Annotated in this window: 16 protein-coding genes; 1 reads left to right on the top strand and 15 read right to left on the bottom strand. The window is 59.5% G+C overall.

All coding sequences use genetic code 11. From position 1 onward, the window contains the following. Positions 1 to 9: 9 nt before the first annotated feature. The 12 genes from FJU08_RS04590 to FJU08_RS04535 form a co-directional block, all read right to left on the bottom strand. Entirely contained in the window at positions 10 to 681 is a 672-nt protein-coding gene (locus FJU08_RS04590; RefSeq protein ID WP_141147801.1) for an HAD family hydrolase, read from the bottom strand. Positions 682 to 691: 10 nt separating this feature from the next. Continuing rightward, positions 692 to 2,176 (bottom strand): mannitol dehydrogenase family protein, encoded by a 1,485-nt coding sequence (locus FJU08_RS04585; RefSeq protein WP_141147800.1) that lies wholly within the window; start codon positions 2,174 to 2,176, stop codon positions 692 to 694. A 33-nt stretch (positions 2,177 to 2,209) separates the two neighbouring features. Beyond that, positions 2,210 to 2,986, bottom strand: a complete 777-nt coding sequence (locus FJU08_RS04580) for an L-iditol 2-dehydrogenase (protein WP_141147799.1) — start codon at positions 2,984 to 2,986, stop codon at positions 2,210 to 2,212. Beyond that, positions 2,983 to 3,981, bottom strand: coding sequence for an ABC transporter ATP-binding protein (locus FJU08_RS04575; protein WP_141147798.1), 999 nt, complete (start codon positions 3,979 to 3,981; stop codon positions 2,983 to 2,985). Before FJU08_RS04575 ends, FJU08_RS04580 begins: the two co-directional genes overlap by 4 nt. Positions 3,982 to 3,992: 11 nt before the next feature. After that, entirely contained in the window at positions 3,993 to 4,823 is an 831-nt protein-coding gene (locus FJU08_RS04570; protein ID WP_141147797.1) for a carbohydrate ABC transporter permease, read from the bottom strand. Between the two features lie 2 nt (positions 4,824 to 4,825). Next, positions 4,826 to 5,698 carry a carbohydrate ABC transporter permease gene (locus tag FJU08_RS04565; protein WP_141147796.1) on the bottom strand — a complete coding sequence of 291 codons (873 nt, stop codon included), beginning with the start codon at positions 5,696 to 5,698 and terminating at the stop codon, positions 4,826 to 4,828. Between the two features lie 145 nt (positions 5,699 to 5,843). Further along, the gene (locus FJU08_RS04560; RefSeq protein WP_141147795.1) at positions 5,844 to 7,163 is read right to left on the bottom strand and encodes an ABC transporter substrate-binding protein; all 1,320 of its coding nucleotides are present in this window, start codon (positions 7,161 to 7,163) and stop codon (positions 5,844 to 5,846) included. 451 nt (positions 7,164 to 7,614) lie between these two features. Further along, a complete protein-coding gene (locus FJU08_RS04555; protein ID WP_141147794.1) occupies positions 7,615 to 8,568 on the bottom strand; it encodes a sugar-binding transcriptional regulator in 954 nt (317 codons plus the stop codon). A gap of 202 nt (positions 8,569 to 8,770) precedes the next feature. Further along, complete coding sequence (locus tag FJU08_RS04550) at positions 8,771 to 9,910, bottom strand: lytic murein transglycosylase (RefSeq protein ID WP_141147793.1); 1,140 nt, start codon at positions 9,908 to 9,910, stop codon at positions 8,771 to 8,773. 66 nt (positions 9,911 to 9,976) lie between these two features. Beyond that, complete coding sequence (locus FJU08_RS04545; RefSeq protein WP_141147792.1) at positions 9,977 to 10,477, bottom strand: GNAT family N-acetyltransferase; 501 nt, start codon at positions 10,475 to 10,477, stop codon at positions 9,977 to 9,979. 232 nt (positions 10,478 to 10,709) lie between these two features. After that, positions 10,710 to 12,032, bottom strand: coding sequence for a TRAP transporter large permease (locus FJU08_RS04540; protein WP_141147791.1), 1,323 nt, complete (start codon positions 12,030 to 12,032; stop codon positions 10,710 to 10,712). Position 12,033: 1 nt separating this feature from the next. Beyond that, entirely contained in the window at positions 12,034 to 12,537 is a 504-nt protein-coding gene (locus FJU08_RS04535) for a TRAP transporter small permease (protein ID WP_181409747.1), read from the bottom strand. 193 nt (positions 12,538 to 12,730) lie between these two features. Between FJU08_RS04535 and FJU08_RS04530 the strand changes: the two genes are divergently transcribed. Next, positions 12,731 to 13,768, top strand: a complete 1,038-nt coding sequence (locus FJU08_RS04530; RefSeq protein ID WP_141147789.1) for a LacI family DNA-binding transcriptional regulator — start codon at positions 12,731 to 12,733, stop codon at positions 13,766 to 13,768. 82 nt (positions 13,769 to 13,850) lie between these two features. Here the strand turns inward: FJU08_RS04530 and FJU08_RS04525 are convergent, their stop codons facing one another. The 3 genes from FJU08_RS04525 to bglB are packed head-to-tail and all read right to left on the bottom strand — an operon-like array spanning position 13,851 to position 18,327. Next, the gene (locus tag FJU08_RS04525) at positions 13,851 to 16,355 is read right to left on the bottom strand and encodes a hypothetical protein (protein ID WP_407943675.1); all 2,505 of its coding nucleotides are present in this window, start codon (positions 16,353 to 16,355) and stop codon (positions 13,851 to 13,853) included. Continuing rightward, the gene (gene kduI, locus FJU08_RS04520) at positions 16,355 to 17,191 is read right to left on the bottom strand and encodes a 5-dehydro-4-deoxy-D-glucuronate isomerase (RefSeq protein WP_141147788.1); all 837 of its coding nucleotides are present in this window, start codon (positions 17,189 to 17,191) and stop codon (positions 16,355 to 16,357) included. Before kduI ends, FJU08_RS04525 begins: the two co-directional genes overlap by 1 nt. A 2-nt stretch (positions 17,192 to 17,193) precedes the next feature. After that, the gene (gene bglB / locus FJU08_RS04515) at positions 17,194 to 18,327 is read right to left on the bottom strand and encodes a beta-galactosidase BglB (protein WP_141147787.1); all 1,134 of its coding nucleotides are present in this window, start codon (positions 18,325 to 18,327) and stop codon (positions 17,194 to 17,196) included. Positions 18,328 to 18,410: the final 83 nt, after the last annotated feature.

Genomic DNA, 18,410 nt, shown 5'->3' with positions numbered 1-18,410 from the left:
GTTGTCTCCTCACCCGGTGACACGTTGGACGAGTTCGGGCATGACGTCAAACTGTAGATCGGGGTGAAGTGCCGCAATCTGGCTGCGCAGGCTGGCAGAGATCATGTGACTGCCGCCGAGAAAGGCGAAACTCCGCATGCCGGCGGCCTTTGCAGCTTCGATCCCCGCCGGTGAATCCTCAATCACGATGCAGCTGGCCGGATCGCGCCGCATCTGTGTTGCCGCGTAGAGAAACAGGTCCGGCGCCGGCTTGCCATGGCGCACCATGCTTGCTGAAAAAACAAGTGGCGAGAAGCGCGGCAGCAGACCGCAGATTTCCAGCGACAGATGGATCCGCTCCGGTTGCGACGAGGAGGCCACGCACCAGTCAATGCCGTGGTCAGCCAGCGCCTGCCAGGTATCGAGAATCCCGGGGATTGGCTTCAGTTCGGCACGAAAGCGCGCATAAAGCCGCGCGCGCATGCTTTCAAGAAAGTCCGGGCCGATGGAAACGCCGAAATCATGGGCGACCACGGAAATCATCGTCGCAAGCGAGCGGCCGAGAAACAGCCGGCTTGCCGTTTCCATGCCGATGACAATCCCCTCAGCCGCCAGAGCCTCCTGCAACACCGATAGCGATATCGGTTCACTGTCCACAAGGACGCCGTCGCAGTCGAAGATGATCAGGGGATTGTCAGGCATGATTTCGTCATCAGGTATGAAGCTTTCCGGCAATATAGCGCTGCAATGTCGCTGCTGTCCCCTCTTTTCTCAGCGACAAAAGCGCCGTTTCAAACCGCGTTACAAAAGCGCGATTGTCAGCAAGGGCGCCGAAAATGTCGCGCTCGGCCAGAAAGATCGCCGGATCCTCTCTGGAGGCGAGGGCGGCATGGTGCAGCCGGTCGGTGGCCGCGTCGTTGAAAGTGATCTTGCGGCCGCTGTCGGATACACCCTCGAAATAGCGGCACCAGAGTGCTGAAACCAGTGCCAGGCCGGTGACATCGAGGCCTTTTTCCAGCCGCGCGGCCGTTGCCGGGAGAACGAATTTCGGCTGACGGTTGGAGCCGTCCTGGGCCAGGCGGGCAATCGTGTCGCCGATCTTGGGATTGGCGAACCGGCTGGCAATCAGGGCATAATAGTCGCCAAGGTTTGTGTCCGGCACCGGTGGGACCACCGGAATGATCTCCTCTTTTTCCAGCCGGTCGAGAAAGGCGGTGATCAGCGGATTTTCCATGGCTTCATGGACGAAGTGGATATCCAGCAGCTCACCCGGATAGGCGATCGCCGCATGGCCGCCATTGAGGATCCTGAGTTTCATCAGCTCATAGGGACTGACATCATCGACAAAGGTGACGCCGACCTGTTCCAGCGCTGGCCGTCCGAGCGGAAAATTGTCCTCCAGCACCCATTGTTTGAACCCCTCGCAGAACACCGGCCATGCATCGTTAATGCCGTAGATGTCGCGGGTCATGTCGATCTCGCGTTTGCCCGTTGCCGGAGTAATGCGGTCGACCATGGCATTGGGGAAGGCAACATTGTCGCCGATCCAGCGGGCAAAATCGCTGTCGGACAGGGCTGCAAGCCCGGTGATGGTGGCCCGGGTGACCGCGCCATTATGGGGAATGTTGTCGCAGCACATCACGGTGAAAGGCGGGATACCTTTGGCACGACGCGCCTTCAGCCCGGCAATGATCAGCCCGAAGACGGTCTTCGGGCTTTGCGGATTGGCCGCATCGGCAAGGATTGCCGGGTGTTTCGGGTCAAACCTGCCCGTCGCCGGATCGATGAAATAGCCGCCTTCGGTGATCGTCATCGAAACGATGCGGATCGCCGGATCGGCCAGTGCCTTTGTAATGCCGTCAAAATCGGGCGCGGCGATCATGCCGATCATGGCCCCGGTAATGGTCGCTTCGCTGTGGGTCGCTTCCTGCTCCACCACGGTGGTCAGGAAATCCTGGGCTGCGAGCTTGTCGCGCATGGCGGCATCGGATGGCAGCACGCCCGCGCCGAGAATGGCGAAGTCATGATCGCGGCCCTTGTTGAACAATGCATTCAGATAGACCGCCTGATGGGCGCGATGGAAATTGCCGACGCCGAAATGGAGGATCCCGGCCTGCAGGTCTGACCGGCGGTAGCCGGGAATGGCAGCCTTGCCGGCATGGGTGCCGAGCGTTTCGAGCGAGAGTGTGTTTGTCATTCTTCTACTCCAGTGCGTAACGCGGATGGGCGCTCAGCTCATCCAGTTGCCGCCGTCGACATTGTAGGTCTGGGCGACGATGTAATCGGCTTCGGCAGAGGCGAGGAACACCGCCATGCCGGTGAGATCATCTGCCGTTGCCATGCGGCCAAACGGGACTTCGGCACCGACGAGCCGTTTCTTTTCGCCGCGCGGGCGATTTTCATAACGGGCAAACAGCGCATCAACGCCATCCCAGTGCTCGCCATCAACGACACCGGGGGCGATGGCGTTGACGTTGATGCCGTGGGCGATCAGGTTGAGGGCTGCCGACTGGGTCAGCGAAATCACCGCCGCCTTGGTGGCGCAGTAAACGGCGACCAGCGGCTCGCCGCGGCGGCCCGCCTGACTGGCCATATTGATGATCTTGCCGCCCTTGCCGCGGGCAATCATGGCCTTGGCCGCTGCCTGCAGCATGAACAGTGTGCCTGCGACATTGACGGAGAACAGCCGCTCATAGCTTGCCCGGGTAATGTCGGTGATCGGCGCGAGGTCGAACAGCGCCGCGTTGTTTACCAATATGTCGATGCCGCCCTTCCTGTCGCAGACGGTTGTCACAGCGTGATCGATGGACGCCTGATCGGTGACGTCGAGCGCGACCGGATAGGCCGACGGCCCGAGTGCCGCTGCAGTCTCGCCAGCACGGGCAAGATCGATATCGGCAATCGCAACGCTGGCACCCTCGCGGATATACGCGGCGGCAAAGGCCCGACCGATGCCGCGCGCCGAACCGGTGATCAGCGCCGACTTGCCCTGCAACCGGCCCGTCATAGCGCCAGTCCCTTCTCATCGAAGCGGTAGAGACGGTTTTCGTCCGGGGTGATGAAGACGGTATTACCGTGTCTGACCGGAAACTCGCCATCGGTGCGGGTGGTGATATGACCCAGCTCCGGCACATCGATATGCAGGAATGTGTCGGAACCGAGATGTTCGGCGACGGCGACCTTGCCCTGCCATTGCCCTGCTTCGGTCGAAAGGGTGAGGTGTTCCGGCCGGATGCCGATCGTGTGGGCATTGAAGCGGGCGGCGGTCTTGCCTTCGATGAAATTCATCTTCGGTGAGCCGATAAAGCCTGCGACGAAAAGATTGGCGGGCTTGCGATAAAGTTCCAGCGGCGAGCCGACCTGCTCGATATGGCCCGCGCGCAGCACCACGATCTTGTCGGCCATGGTCATGGCCTCGACCTGGTCATGGGTGACATAGATCGATGTGGCGCCAAGCGTCTGATGCAGTTCGGAGATCTCGAGGCGCATGTTGACGCGGAGCGCTGCATCAAGGTTCGACAGCGGTTCATCGAACAGGAAACATTCCGGCGAGCGGACAATGGCGCGGCCAATGGCAACGCGCTGGCGCTGGCCGCCGGAAAGCGCGCGCGGCTTGCGATCCAGATACTGGGTGAGATTGAGGATAGCCGCAGCGTCCTCGACCTTGCGGTTGATCTCGTCCCTGGCAATGCCCGCCATCTTCAGCGGAAAGCCGATATTGGCCCGCACGCTCATATGCGGGTAAAGCGCATAGGACTGGAACACCATGGCCAGCCTGCGCTGGGCCGGCGGCTTTTGCGTGGCATCGGCGCCATCGATCAGCACGCGGCCGCCGGAGACATCTTCCAGTCCGGCAATCAGTCGCAACAGCGTGGACTTGCCACAGCCTGACGGGCCGACGAAGACGACGAATTCGCCATCATTGATTTCGAGATCGATCCCCGGGATGACCTCATGCTCACCGAAACGCTTGGATACTTTTTCGAGTTTGATGCTGCCCATTGGTCTTGTCCTTATTTAACCGCGCCGAAGGTGAGCCCGCGCACGAGCTGCTTCTGGCTGAACCAGCCGAGGATCACGATGGGCGCGATGGCCATCGTCGAGGCGGCGGAGAGTTTTGCGTAAAACAGGCCTTCCGGGCTTGAATAGGAAGCGATGAAGGCGGTCAGCGGCGCTGCTTTCGAGGCCGTGAGGTTGAGGGTCCAGAAGGCCTCGTTCCAGGCCAGGATGATGTTGAGGAGCAGTGTCGAGGCAATGCCGGGAATGGCCATCGGCGTCAGCACATAGACCAGTTCCTTGGCCAGCGTCGCCCCATCCATGCGCGCGGCTTCCAAAATCTCGCCGGGGATTTCCTTGAAATAGGTGTAGAGCATCCACACCATGATCGGCAGGTTGATCAGCATCATCACCACGATCAGACCGATTCTCGTGTCGAGCAGGCCGAGATCACGGAAGATGATGTAGATTGGCACCAGAACGCCGACGGCAGGGAGCATCTTGGTCGAGAGCATCCACATCAGCACGTCCTTGGTGCGCTTTGTCGGGGAGAACGCCATCGCCCAGGCGGCCGGAACGGCGATGACAAGACCCACCAGCGTGGAGCCGAAGGAAATCGCCACCGAGTTGAGGAAGTGGTGGAAATAGTTCGAGCGCGACTGCACCTCGGCATAATTCTCCAGCGTCCAGTGGAAGAACAGGAAGGCGGGCGGCGTCGCAACCGCCTCGCTTTCGGTCTTGAAGCTGGTGATCACCGTCCAGAGGATCGGGAAAAAGATCAGAAGACCGATTGCCCAGGCCAGCAGGGTGAAGGCGATCTTGCGGTTGGTGGTAACCTTGCGTGCCATGATCAGTCCTCCAGATTCCTGCCGATCATCCGGATCAGGAAGATCGCGACGATATTGGCGAGGATGACAGCGACGATGCCGCCGGCCGATGCGCCGCCGACATCGAATTGCAACAGCGCCTGCATGTAGACGAGATAGGTGAGATTGGTGGTTTCCGTGCCGGGCCCGCCATTGGTGGTGACGAGGATTTCAGCAAAGACCGAAAGCAGGAAAATCGTCTCGATCAGCACGACAACGGTGATCGCACGCGCCATATGCGGCAGCACGATATAGATCAGCCGCGCCAGCGCATTGGCGCCGTCCATTTCCGCCGCTTCCTTCTGTTCCTCCGAGAGCGACTGCAGTGAAGTCAGAAGGATCAGGGTCGCGAAGGGCAGCCATTGCCAGGCGACAATGATGCTGATCGAGGTGAGCGGCATGACCGAGAGAAAGTCGACCGGCTGGAAGCCAAGGGTCTGCGCCACCCAGGCAAACAGCCCGTTGACCGGGTTCATCAGCATATTCTTCCAGACGAGTGCCGAGACGGTCGGCATGACGAAGAAGGGCGCAATGACGAGAATGCGCACGATCCCCTGGCCAAACATCGGCTGATCCAGCAAGAGCGCCAGCAAAATGCCGCCGGCAACCGTGGCAAACAGCACGCCGCCAACCAGGATCAGCGTGTTGCCGAGCGCCTGAAAGAAAGCCGGATCGGTGAGAAAGAAACGATAATTCATGAAGCCGGCAAAGCTTTCCGTTCCCGGCATCAGAAGATTGTAGCGCAGGAACGAGAAGTAGATTGTCATCGCCAGCGGCACGATCATCCACAAAAGCAGAAGGATGACGGACGGTGCCATCATCAGGCGTGCGGCGTGTCTGGTATGAGTGGTGGCCATGTTGGTTTGTCCCGGTCTTTTGTCCCGTTCCTGTTGGAAACGGCGCTGCCGGCCCGCCCGGCAGGGCCGGACGGACAGGACGTGAGCTTGACGGTCACATATGCGGCCGGAGGAGATCCCCGGCCGCCGGGAGGCGTATCAGTCGTTACTTGATGTAGCCGGCCTTCATCATTTCGCGCGTGGTCAGCTGGTTGGCGCTGGAAAGCGCCTGATCCGCTGTCACGTTGCCGGCAAGGGCTGCGGAGAACTGCTGGCCGACGGCCGTACCGATACCCTGGAATTCCGGGATCGAGACGAATTGCGCGCCGGTATAGGGAATGTCCTGAACCGAGGGCTTTGACGTATCGACCGCGTTGATGCTGTCCAGCGTCATCTTGGCGAAGGGGGCGGCCTTCTGGTAATCAGGGTTGTCGTAGAGCGAGGTTCTGGTGCCGGGCGGTGCCGCGCGCCAGCCTTCCTTGGAGGCGACGAGATCGGTGTAATGTTTGGAGGTTGCCCAAGCGACGAAGGCCTTGGCGGCATCGCCCTTGGTGGTGGAGGCCGGAATGGCGAGGTTCCATGACCACAGCCAGTTGCCACGATTGCCGAGATCGCCCTTTTGCGGGAACAGTGCGAAGCCGACCTTGTCGGCAACCTTGGATTCTGCCGGGTCCGTCACGAAGGAGGCGGCGACCGTGGCATCGATCCACATGCCGCATTTGCCCTGCTGGAACAGCGCCAGATTTTCGTTGAAGCCGTTCGATGATGCGCCGGGCGGGCCGTCATTCTTCATCAGCGTCAGATAGTCGGTGAGGGTCGCCTTCCATTCATCGCTTTCAAATTGCGGCTTCCAGTCCATGTCGAACCAGCGGGCGCCATAGGAATTGGACATGGCGGTGATGAAGGCCATGTTCTCGCCCCATCCGGCCTTGCCGCGCAGGCAGATGCCATAGATGCCATTGTCCTTGTCGGTCATGGCATCGGCAGCCGTCTTGATCTCATCCCAGGTCGGTTCTGCAGGAATGGTGACGCCAGCCTTTTCAGCGAGATCGGTGCGATACATCACCATGGCGCTTTCGCCATAGAAGGGCGCCGCATAAAGCGTGCCGTCGACGGAAAGCCCGCCGGCAATGGCGGGAAGCAGGTCGGCGGCATCATAATCGGCGGGCATATCGTTGAGCGGCATCAGCCAGTTCTGTTTGGCCCAGATCGGCACTTCGTAATTGCCGATGGTCATGACGTCATACTGACCGCCCTTGGTGGCTATATCCGTGGTGACCTTCTGGCGCAGAACATTTTCTTCCAGCGTCACCCATTCCAGCTGAATGTCGGGATGACTGGCGGTGAAATCATCGGTGAGCTTCTGCATGCGGATCATGTCGCCGTTATTGACGGTGGCAATGGTCAGCGTTTCGGCCGAAGCGGATGTGAAACCGGAAATGGCGAGAACGGAGCAGGCGCCCAGGAACAGTGTCTTCAATCTCATTTCTTCCTCCCAGAGAATTGAGCAAATGCAAAATGCATGGGCGATTACTCACAATTTGGCTGCGTTTTGTCAAGTGGGCGAATGCCCCAATCGTGGGCAAAAGTCATAAGTTCTTGTCCTGAGAGCAGAAAAACAATCGGGTAAACCGAAAAGGAGGCCGGTGTGATCCGGCTTTCAGAGCGCTGACACAGTCATTCAAATTGCCTGTTTGGGGTGGGCCTTCCCTCGTCATCCCCGTGCTCGTCACGGGGATCCAGGCGCTTCAGGGCATCGGATACAAGGATCTTTCGCCGTGAAGACGCGCGTCGGCTGGATGCCTGTGGACCAAGCACAGGCATGACGTCAGCGAAAAGAACGATGCGTAAATTCAATAAGATTGAGCGTCCTGGTGCGTCCAAAAGGACGCACGGCGCTCTCGCTGGGTGATCGGGAACGGCGTCGGTGGCGGTGATCAGCGCCCGAGCAGGAAGCGTGCGGCATCCTCGTCAGTGATCAGGGCGTTGATATGGCCTCCTTCGAGAGCGGCGCGGATCGAGGCGTGCTTGCGCCGCCCGCGGGCAAGGCCGAAGACCACTGCACCTTCATGGGTGGGGAGCGGAATGGAGGCGACCCGTTCATTGATCGGGTGATCGAGCAGCGCGCCATTGCGGTCGAAGATCCAGCCGCAGATCTCACCCGCTGCACCAGCCGAGATCAGCTCATCCATTTCCGCAGCGGTGAGAAAGCCATCGAGCAGAAGCGGTGCCGTGCGGCCAAGCTCGCCAATGCCGACAAAGGTGACATCGGCCTTGGCGCCGAGCGCTATGGTCGGGCGGACCAGCGGCTGCGCCTGAAAGATTTCGCGTTCTTCGGCCGATGACACCAGTACCGGCAGTGGCATCGGAAAATGGCGGGCATTGATGGCGTCGGCCATCGAAAAGATGACGTTGTAATAGGCTGCCGAACCATCGGGGCTGATATTGCCGGTCAGGGACACGATCCGGTGCTGCGGGCAATCCATCGGCGAAAGCTGGTCAACGGCGGCACGCAGCGTGCGTCCGGTGCCAATCGCCAGAACCAGCGGTTCGGTCCGCTTCAGCCAGCGTTCGATTTCGGCAGCCCCGACTTCGGCAATACCCGTCGTGGTGCTGTCGGAGGCCGGGTCTGAGGGAACGATCTCGACCTGAACCAGACCATAGGTCTCTTTCAGCCGTTCAGCCAGCGCCAGGCATTCGGCAATCGGATGGTCGAGCCGCACCTTGATCAGACGTTCCGACATGGCGAGCGACACAAGGCGCTGGGCGCTCTGGCGGGAAATGCCCATGGCAGCGGCGATTTCATCCTGGGTCCGGCCAGCGACGTAGTAAAGCCAGCCCGCCCGGGCGGCGTCGTCAAGCCGAGAAGATAAGCCGTTGCGTTTTGCCATGGGCGCCGTTCCTTTGGTTCTGAGTAGCCAAGGCAACGGGGCCTGTCAATCAAGGTGGAGCATGGCTTGCCAAAGCCCTGAGCGCAGCTGTGGTGCCATCGCCATGCTTCTGGCTGCTGTCTGGCAAATAATTCATTCGCCTGGTGGTGAAACCGGTTCTGTCTACTCTCGGGATTGCCGCTGGCGGTCAGGTGCAGACCGCTTAGCCAAGCCGGTCCAGAAGGGCTTTTGACGGCTCGCCGGTGACCGGCAGGCCGTTATCTTTCTGATAGGCGGCAATGGCGGCGCGGGTCCTGTCGCCGAACACGCCATCTGCACTGCCGGCATCATAGCCAGCCTGGTTCAGGCGTCGTTGCAGCGCCTTGCGCTGATCGGCGGTGAAGCCATAGCGATCGGGCGGGAAACTGCCCTCTATCGGCCCTGCTCCGGCGATCCTGTCGGCCAGATGCCCGACACCAATCGCATAGCTGGTGGCATTGTTATAGCGTTTGATGACATCGAAATTGCTGCCGACCACGAAAACCGGTCCACCAGCATGCGGCTGGATGCGGCGATCACCGGAAGCCGCACCTGGCGATCCTTCCTCTCCACCCCAGGCTTGTCCTTTTTTCCAGCCGGAACGCGCCAGGTAGTTGGCCGTGCTGGCCAGCGCATCCGTCGGATCGTCACTCCAGATATCGCGTCGTCCGTCACCGTTGAAATCGACGGCATAGGCGCGATAGGTCGTGGGGATGAACTGGGTATGTCCCATGGCGCCCGCCCAGCTGCCCGTCATCTGTCCGGGGCGGATATCGCCGTTCTGGAGGATTTTCAGGGCTGCCAGAAGCTGGCTTTGGAAGAAGGCGCTGCGCCGGCCATCATAGGCCAGGGTTGATAGCGCGGGGATCACCGGAACATCACCGCGTCTCTCCCCATACATGGTCTCAACACCCCATATGGCGACGATCACATGGGCATCCACACCGTAACGTGCCTCGATCTCGGTCAGGATATCGTAATAGCGGGCGTAATTTGCCCGTCCCTTGGCAACCCGTTCATCGGATGCCGCAATGGCGATATATTCCTCCAGACTGCGCCGGAACTCCGTCTGGTTGCGGTCATGTGCAATCACTTCCGGCATATAGCCGGCTCCGGAAAAGGCCGAAGTCAATGTGGCATTCGATATGCCGCTCTGCGCTGCCTTCGCTTTGAATTTTATCACGAAAGCATTAAAGCCGGGATTGGCGACGGTCTGATAATCTGCGCTGGACGCAGTGGAAAACCCGCCGATCAGATTGCTCGAGCAGGCCGTAAGAACAGACGCCATCACGCCGAAGGACACTGCGCGCCGTGTCACATACATTCCATTGCTCCGCTTGCAAGCCGGTTCGCAGGCAAGTCTAGCGGATCGATGCACGACTGCAAGGGATCATCCATGCTGGCCGCGCTGCCGCGCCATCATCGGTAAAATCCGTCCCCACCGGGTCTCCCGAGGGGGGCAGAAAGCTTCAAAACCGGCTTTCTTGTAAGCGGCAATCGCCCGCAGATTGTCGGGGTGAGGATCCGTCGCGATGACAGCTGCGCCTTCATCGAAGAGCGTTTTCATCCGGGCCCTGATAAAGGCCGTGCCATGGCCAAGACCGATCATGCCCGGCTCGCCGATAAATTGATCAATACCTCTGGAACCTTCGGGGAGACTGGCGAAATGGTGATCTGCCCAGCCATGCACGGAGTAATCCTGCATGAAGGCGAAAGGCCGTTCATTTGTTGAGACAATCCAGCGCGCAACGCGGGGATCGGCCATTTCCTCCTCGCTATACGGCTTGCCCAGATCCCACCATTTGCGGACATGCGGGCGCGATCGCCATGCCATGATCAAGGCGAGATCGTCCATTGTTGCTCTGCGAAAACCGTATTGGCTGTCTGTCATGGTTCAGGCAGTCTACAGCATCGGGCGATAATTCGGTATCGCCCGATGCCTGTCTTGTGGTTTTCCTGCTTCGTCGTGAGACAGGGAAGCGCCGGAGAGTCTTTTGGCGGTGGGCGGCGGATCGTGGCATAGGAGGCCGTTTAGGGGGCGTGCTGTCATTCAGGCAATGAACGCCAGAAATGGCTACGGCGACCATTGCGGTCGCCATAGCCATTTTGACCTGAGGGGAAGGTTACATCAGGCCGAGCAGGCGGGGCAGTCCGAGCGTCAGTGCCGGAATATAGGTCACCATCATCAAGGCGATGAACAGTGTGATGAAGAAAGGCAGCAAAGGCTTTGCGACCTTCTCGATGGTAACGCCGGCAATCGAGCAACCAACAAACAGCACGGATCCAACCGGAGGCGTCATCGAGCCGATGCCGAGGTTGAAGATCATCATCAGGCCGAACTGAACCGGATCCATGCCGACCTGGGTTGCGATCGGCAGAAAGATCGGGGTGAAGATCAGAACCGCAGGTGTCAGGTCCATGAAGAAGCCGATGATCAGCAGGCAGATGTTCATGATCAGCAGGATCACGATCGGGTTCTTGAAGGTCAGCAGGGCGTCGGCAATGGCGTCGGGAATGCCGGTGATCGTCATCACATAGGACATGATGCCCGAAGCGGCGATCAGAAAGAGGATCACCGCGCTGGTGACCATCGAGCTTTTCAGCACTTCGACATATTCCCGCCAGGTCGCGAGGCGGTAGATCAGCGACAGGACGAAGGAGTAGAGGACTGCGACAGCAGCCCCTTCGGTTGCGGTGAAGGCACCGATGACGATACCGCCAATGACAACGACGACCATGAACAGCGATGGCAGGGCCTGCCAGACGATCCTGATGGCCTCACCCGCACCTGGGCGATCGGCAATCGGGAAATTGCGGCGCTTGGCGATGATGCCGGCAACAATCATCACCGCCAGCCCCATCATCACGCCAGGTACGTAGCCGCCGATGAAGAGGGCTGAAATCGACGTGCCGCCGGAGACGAGCGAGAACAGGATCAGTGGTCCGCTTGGCGGAATGAGGATGCCCGAAGGTGCCGAGGCGATATTGACGGCGGCCGAGAATGTCGGGTCATAGCCTTCCTTCTTCTGCAAAGGCGCCATGGTGCCGCCAACGGCTGCGGCCGCGGCAATCGCCGATCCGGAAATCGAACCGAACAGCATGTTGGCAATGACATTGGTATGCGCCAGCGCACCCGGCAGGCGTCCGCCAAGCAGTTTGGCAAGATTGACCAGCCGGATGGCGATGCCGCCCTTGTTCATGATGTTGCCGGCCAGAATGAAGAAGGGAATGGCCAGCAGCGTGAAGCTGTCGAGGCCGGAAAACATCTTCTGCGCGGCGACGAAGAACGCGACCTTGGCCGGAAGGAAAAACAGCCCTGTAATGATCGATGAAACGGCGATGGCCACCGAAATGGCAATGCCCTGCGCCAGCATCCAGAAAAACAGGCCGAAGAGAAGGATGGAGGCAAAAACCGTCTCATCCACATAATCAAATATGACGTCCATTTCAGAGGGTCCCTTCAGCCTGAAGGTGCCGATGCTTGTGGTTTCGCAACAGGTCGGCCATGTTCAGAATTTGCAATATGGCGATCAGCACCGCAGTGATGGGCATGATCATGTAGACCTCGCCAATGGGAATGCGCATGATCGGCGAGAACTGCTCCATCGATGACGTCACCGCCTTGATGCCGCCGGGCAGCAGGATCAGAAGCGCGAAAAGCAGGATGACTGCATCATTGATCAGCATAAGAATGAGCTGTTTGCGCCCCGACATGGCATCGACCATGAAGACCAGGGAAAGGTGCTGCCGGGTTCCGAATGCATAGGCAGATCCGAGGAAGGCCATCCAGATCATCATGAAGCGGAGCAGCTCTTCGGTATAGAGCGCCGGCGATGCCAGCACGTAACGGGTAAAGACCTGCCAGAGCATCAGGCAGACCATGACTGCCAGCATGGCCGAGGTCAGGTAGAGCAGTATTTTTTCAAGTGTTGTTTTTATCTTGTCCAGCATGGGCTTCCTCCATGCCACACGGAACTGTCGCAGGAGCTGCCGCAGGGCCTCGCCCGACCATTCCATTCGTGGCTGTTTTCCGCCGGCCCATCGTAACGCGTTCCTCCGCGGGCGTGGCGAATATGAAACCTATATTGCAACATGAAAACTGATTGCGCTATATGAAATAATATTTCATATTGAGGCAAAGGGAGTGACTTTAATGAAAAAGACCAGCAAGCGCGTCCGCCTCAGTGATCTAGCCCGCTATTGCGGGGTTTCGCCATCAACGGCCTCACGCGCGCTTTCCGGCACCCCCGGCGTCCGGCCCGAACTTCGGGAGAAGATCCTTGAAGCCGCTCTGTCGCAGAATTATCACGTGCCGACCTCGATTGCCGGCTACAAGGTCATTGTTGCCGCCAGCGCCAGTGCGATGATTGATTACCAGCGCAATCAGTTCACCGCTTTCGTGCTGGAAGGCATGCGTGCGCGCGCCGAAGTGCTGGGGCTGACACTGGTGACCCGGGCCATTTCCGACCCGGAAGAAGAGCGGCAGATGCTTGCGGAAGCCGCTGGCGATGACGAGATTGCCGGGGTCTTGATGCTGACGATTGATGAAGATGAGATGCTGACGCCGGCCCGTTCCTTTCCCAAGCCGGTTCTGCTTGTAAACGGGGATGATCCGCTGATGGCGCTCTCCAGTATTGCGCCCCATAACCGCGCCGCGGCATCCCTTGCCACACGTTACCTGAAATCGCTTGGCCATGAGCGCATTCTGTTTCTGGCCCGCCACGGGCGGCGCACGATCCTGCGCCGTCTTGAAGGGTGGCGGGATGAAATCGAAACCATTCCGGGTGTCCACTGGCGGGATCTGGTGGTGGACGCTGCCGACTGGACGCCCGATGCGGCGATTGATGCGCTGCGGCGTTACATTGATGGCAAGCCACCCATCTTCACGGCTGTTCTGTGTGCCGGTGACAGTCTTGCCGCCGGGGCCATTCTCGGTCTTCGCTCGCTTGGCCTTTCCGTGCCCGACGATGTGTCGGTGGTGGGTATTGATGGCCTGCCGCAGAGTGATTTTCTCGATCCGCCGCTGACATCGGTTCAGATTCCGATGCGTGAAGTCGGGGCAGCGGCCCTCGACATGTTGCGCGATCACCTTGACAATGAAACCTGGCTGCCGCGCAGAATGGAGCTCTCCTGCACGATGGGAGAGGGTGGATCCGCTGCTGCGCCAAGGCAGCGGCGATAGTCCGGCGGGCCGGTTCTGGCGGCTTCCGACAGAAAGGGCGTAGCGTCTTATGGCGCTGCGCCCTTTTTTCAGGCCGGGATGCTCAGGCGAAGATATGGGTGCTGCCTTCAATGGTCCAGTCCGCCGGGTCAAGTCTGCGCCCCTCGGCACGGATCGTACCGTCGTCACCGAAGCGGACCACGCCATATTCCGGATCATTGACCACGATCGTGCCATTGCTGGCCTCTTCCGGTTTGAGCACGCTGAACCGTGCCTGGAAAGCGGCAAGCGTTCCCTGCGCCGTTTCCGCCACACCCAGCCGGATCAGCCAGGCGGTTTTCCGCCCGTTCTGGCGGATTTCCATGCCTGCCGTGGGACCGGTCTGAACGGCTTCGAGTGGCCCGGATCCCGAGATCACGACCATGGCTCTGCCCGAACGGGCAGCGGCGCGCTGGTCCTGCCGGATCGCCTCGTCGAAAACCTGCTCGGGAAACCAGATATGGCTGAATTCCGGTTGCCCTTCATGGGTTTCGAACATGACGAGGGCCAGGCCGCGATACTGGTGAACGCGCGGCAGTGAACCACACCCGCCCCAATAGGACGGACGGCCGAAGCCGCAGTGAATGACCTCGCCGGGATGGTTGATCCAGATCTGGGCATCGGGATTATGGCCAAGCCTGAGCTGCAGCACCGTTTCCTGATAGCCCCACTCGCTCCAGCGATAGCGGGCGAGCGACCCCATGGCCGCGTCTTCCGTCTTGTAGTGATAAAGATGGGCAAACCGGTTCTCGCCCTGCGAGAAGGTCCATTCCCGCGCGCTATCACCTGAAAGGCAGGCGACCGCCCGGATTTCCTCGGGGAGGGTGAGACCATGATCGCGCAGGCACAGCAGGAATTGCGGCAGGGTCTGGAACGTCCGGCCGTAAAATCCGCGCGACCACAGGACACGGGCGATCGCCGATAATTCGCTGGTCCGGGCCGCCATCAGTGTATGCTCGTATGAGCGTCCCTGTGCTGCCGTCAATGTGCCCTGATGGGCCGAGGCTGCAACAATGGCAATCAGCCGCATAATGGCATTGCCCGCCCGCGTCCTGATATCATCGTCATGGGCGAGTGCGTAAAGCGTTGTCAGGCCTTTCAGATCAATCGGAAAATAGGGAACCGAGTTGAATTCTGCCATCTCCCAGGACTCGAAATGATCGAACCAGGCGCGAAGTCGCGCTGCGCCGCGTGCCGATTGCTCCTCTCCCGTAAGGCCGGAGCGGATAAAGACCTTGTCGGCGTGGAAGTGACCGGCAAGATAGGCGGCCGTGTGAAACAGAAGCGCGTGATTTTCCGAATAATACCATTGCACGTCATTGCCGGGCTCATCCATCCAGAAGCGGAAGTTGAGTGTCGCTGCATCAATGCGTGCGCGGATGGTGTCCGAGAGCAGACCGGCGAAGCGGATCCGGCCGAACAGCAGCGGCACAAGATGGAAATCGGCGCAGTCGTGGCAGTTTTCGATTTTCGGTAGCGAGACTTCGATCATCTTTTCGGTCCGCGTGCCGGCAAGGCCGAGGCCAAGCCGGGCGAGCGCCGAAATCGCATCGGCATAACCCTTGTCGGCAACATGGTGGAGCGCTTCATCAATCCGTAAGTCGAGGGTTTCCGGCGGACGGCCCTGGTCCTCGCACCGGGCGATCTCAACCGTGAACGGGCGCGACAGCGTCAGGCCACCGGACGACAGACGGACATCGAAATGTCTGAAGTCGCTGTGGAATGCCGAGATATCCCCGACCTCAAGCCGTGGCGATCCTGATGCCAGGCGGCTGGTGAAGATGTCATGCTCCTCGGCAAGGAAATCGCCTGCGACTGCGATCTCGACATCAAGATCCTCACTGACCGTGATCGGGCAATTGAAGGCGACGGTTCCGGAAGAATAGGCCGGATGCTCGAAATGCATCGTTTCCAGCAGCGCTTCCATCTCGTCGGCAAGGCTGTCCTTACATGGTACATCAAGCGAAATTTGGGCTTCCGGGCCGTCGATATAGTCAAGCTCGAAGAAGTAGCGGGCATCGCGTTCGGCAAGGTCATCGAAGAAGACCGTGATATCGTTCAGGCCTGCCTCGAGGGCGACCTCGAATTCGGCCGCTGTTTCGAAATTGCGTTGATAGACACTCATATGCCCCACCTCGACGCCATTGACGAACAGTACGGCACCGCCGCAGCAGCTGAGCTTCAGGCGCGCCGTTCCCGCCTGTTCGGCCTCGATGCGGGTATCGGCCCAGGCCGAAACGGCGGTGGCGCGAAACCAGAAGCCGGACAGATCAACCCGTGGTGAGCCGAACGGCGTCCAGACCCGCGCCGGGCGCTGCCTGTCTACGAGAACGGGACGCTTGCCGTGCCTTTCTTTCAGGAATTCTGTGCGGCAGGGATATTCATGCGGAATGAAGTTCTTTTCCTTGGTCAGGAAGAACTGGGCGTCCATATGGCCGGACATGGTGGTATCGGCGACGTTATATTCTGTCTCGGCAATGGCAGAGACGTGCCAGTAGCAGATCGGGCCCCCTTTCGGGAGCGGCCGGCGCATGGCGCCAGCGTCGGCAATTTGCGTTTCATGTTTCATCACAGCAGATCTTTCACGGCAACGGGCGAGACATCGTTATAGGCCTTGTTCTCACCTGTCATACCCCAGACGAAGCAGTAGGGGCCTGTTCCTGCGCCCATATGGATGGACCAGGCCGGCGACAGAATGCCCTGGCGATCGGCCACGACGATATTGCGCACCTGTTTCGGCTCGCCCATGAAATGCATGACCCGGTCTTCCGGTGCCATGTTGAAATAGACATAGGCCTCCATACGGCGCTCATGCACATGTGGCGGTTCGGTATTCCAGATGCTGCCCGGGGCTGTTTCGGTGATGCCCATCAACAAAAGGCAGCTGGGCGACACTTCCGGGTGAATATACATTCTGAGCGTGCGCTTGTTGGCATGGGCCTCATCCCCCATGGTCACCGGTTTTGATTCCGACTGGCGGATCAGGGCTGAGGGTACGGCATAGCCGGCGGGAACCGAGTTCATGTAGAATGCCGCAGGCCTGTCCGGGTCGTTACCGGAAAGCCTGACCGATTTCGTATCGCGGCCGACATAAAGAATATCCCGGTGTTCAAGTGTGAAGACCTGGCCGTCGACGGTGACGGTGCCGGTGCCGCCGAGATTGGCGATACCCATTTCGCGGGCATCGAAGAAGCCGGGTGTTCCCACGGCGGAACCGTCGGCGATCTCTGCCTCTTCGCTGACGGCGAGAAAGCCGCCAATGATCATGCGGTCGACATGGGTATAGACCATTTGCAGTTGGTCGGCGACGAACAGTCTGTCGAGCAGAAACTCCTCACGCAGACGTTCATTGGAATAGCTGCTGACATCTCTGGGCGAGACGGAATAGCGCGTATCTTCAAACATGATCATGCCTCCTCATGGGCGATATTCAGCGCTTCGACCAGAAGCAGGAGCGCCATCGACTGGCCATAGCCGGTCGGCTGTATCGGGATATCCTTGTAGAACTGAAGGTCGTGGCCCATGCGCGTGCCGTAGGAAACATTGGCGACGATTCCGTCTTCGCCGATATTCTTCAAGGTGACATTCAGCGCCTTCAGACCCGCATCGCGCCAGCTTGCCGGGCCGATGCCAAGCCGCGCTCCCTTCAGGAGCGCATAACCGATTGCAGCGGTGGCCGAGATCTCCTCGTAGGACGAGGCATCATCCACCAGCGTGTGCCAGGCGCCACTTTCAGTCTGATAGCCAATCAGTGTTTCAAGCTGCGCCTTCACAACTTCGCTCAGATAGCGCTGTGTCGCCGGATCAAGCTCGGCAAGCTCAAGCAGGTCGAGAACACCGGCAGAAATCCAGGAATTGCCGCGTGCCCAGCGTGCCCGGGCAAAATTGTGGTGACCGGCAAAGGTCCAGCCGTGGAACCAGAGCCCGGTTTCATGTTCTGCAAGATAGAAGGTGTGTATGAGGAACTGGAAGGCGGCCTCGCTCACCAGATCCTTGCGCCCGGCCGCCTGGCCATAGCTGGCCAGAAACAGCGCAACCATGAACAGCGTATCGTCCCAGAGTTCGTCATCATTGATCTTGTCTGAAACATTATGCTGAAAGCCGCCGCTGCGTGTGCGGGGCATTTCTGCCAGAAGCTGGTCAGCCCAATCCTTCAAAGGTGTTTCCCAGCGGGGATCGCGGGTTTCCTGCCACAGAAGCGAAAGTGCCAGCATCGGGGCCGTGGTATTGACATTCTGCGGCGGCAGTCCCTTTTCGATCTGCGCTGCGTACCAGTCTTCCAGAAGCGTGCGGATCGAACTGTCGCCGGTTCGGCGCCACATCTGGGCCAGGCCGTAGAGACCAACGCCTTGCGGCCATTCCCAGGAATTGAAGCTGACATAATCGCCCGCCGAGCCATCCAGATTGGGCTCGTTGAATTTTCCCTCGTCGCGCAGCGACTTCAGTCCCTCCACCACCAGGTCGATATTCTGTTTCAGGTGTTTTGCCGAGAGCACCGGTTTTCCTCCGCTATTGTTGTTTGTGGTAATAATATGCAACATGAAATTCTGTTGCGAAATATGAAATAAAATTTCATTGCGGTTCGGTTGACGATGCGCAAATGCAGTTCAGCTGCACCGGTGGT

It is taken from the genome of Martelella alba, assembly GCF_006516955.1.
In the GTDB taxonomy this organism is placed as follows: domain Bacteria; phylum Pseudomonadota; class Alphaproteobacteria; order Rhizobiales; family Rhizobiaceae; genus Martelella; species Martelella alba.
Note: the sequence above shows the minus strand (reverse complement) of the source record. Positions and strands in the feature narration are given on the sequence as shown.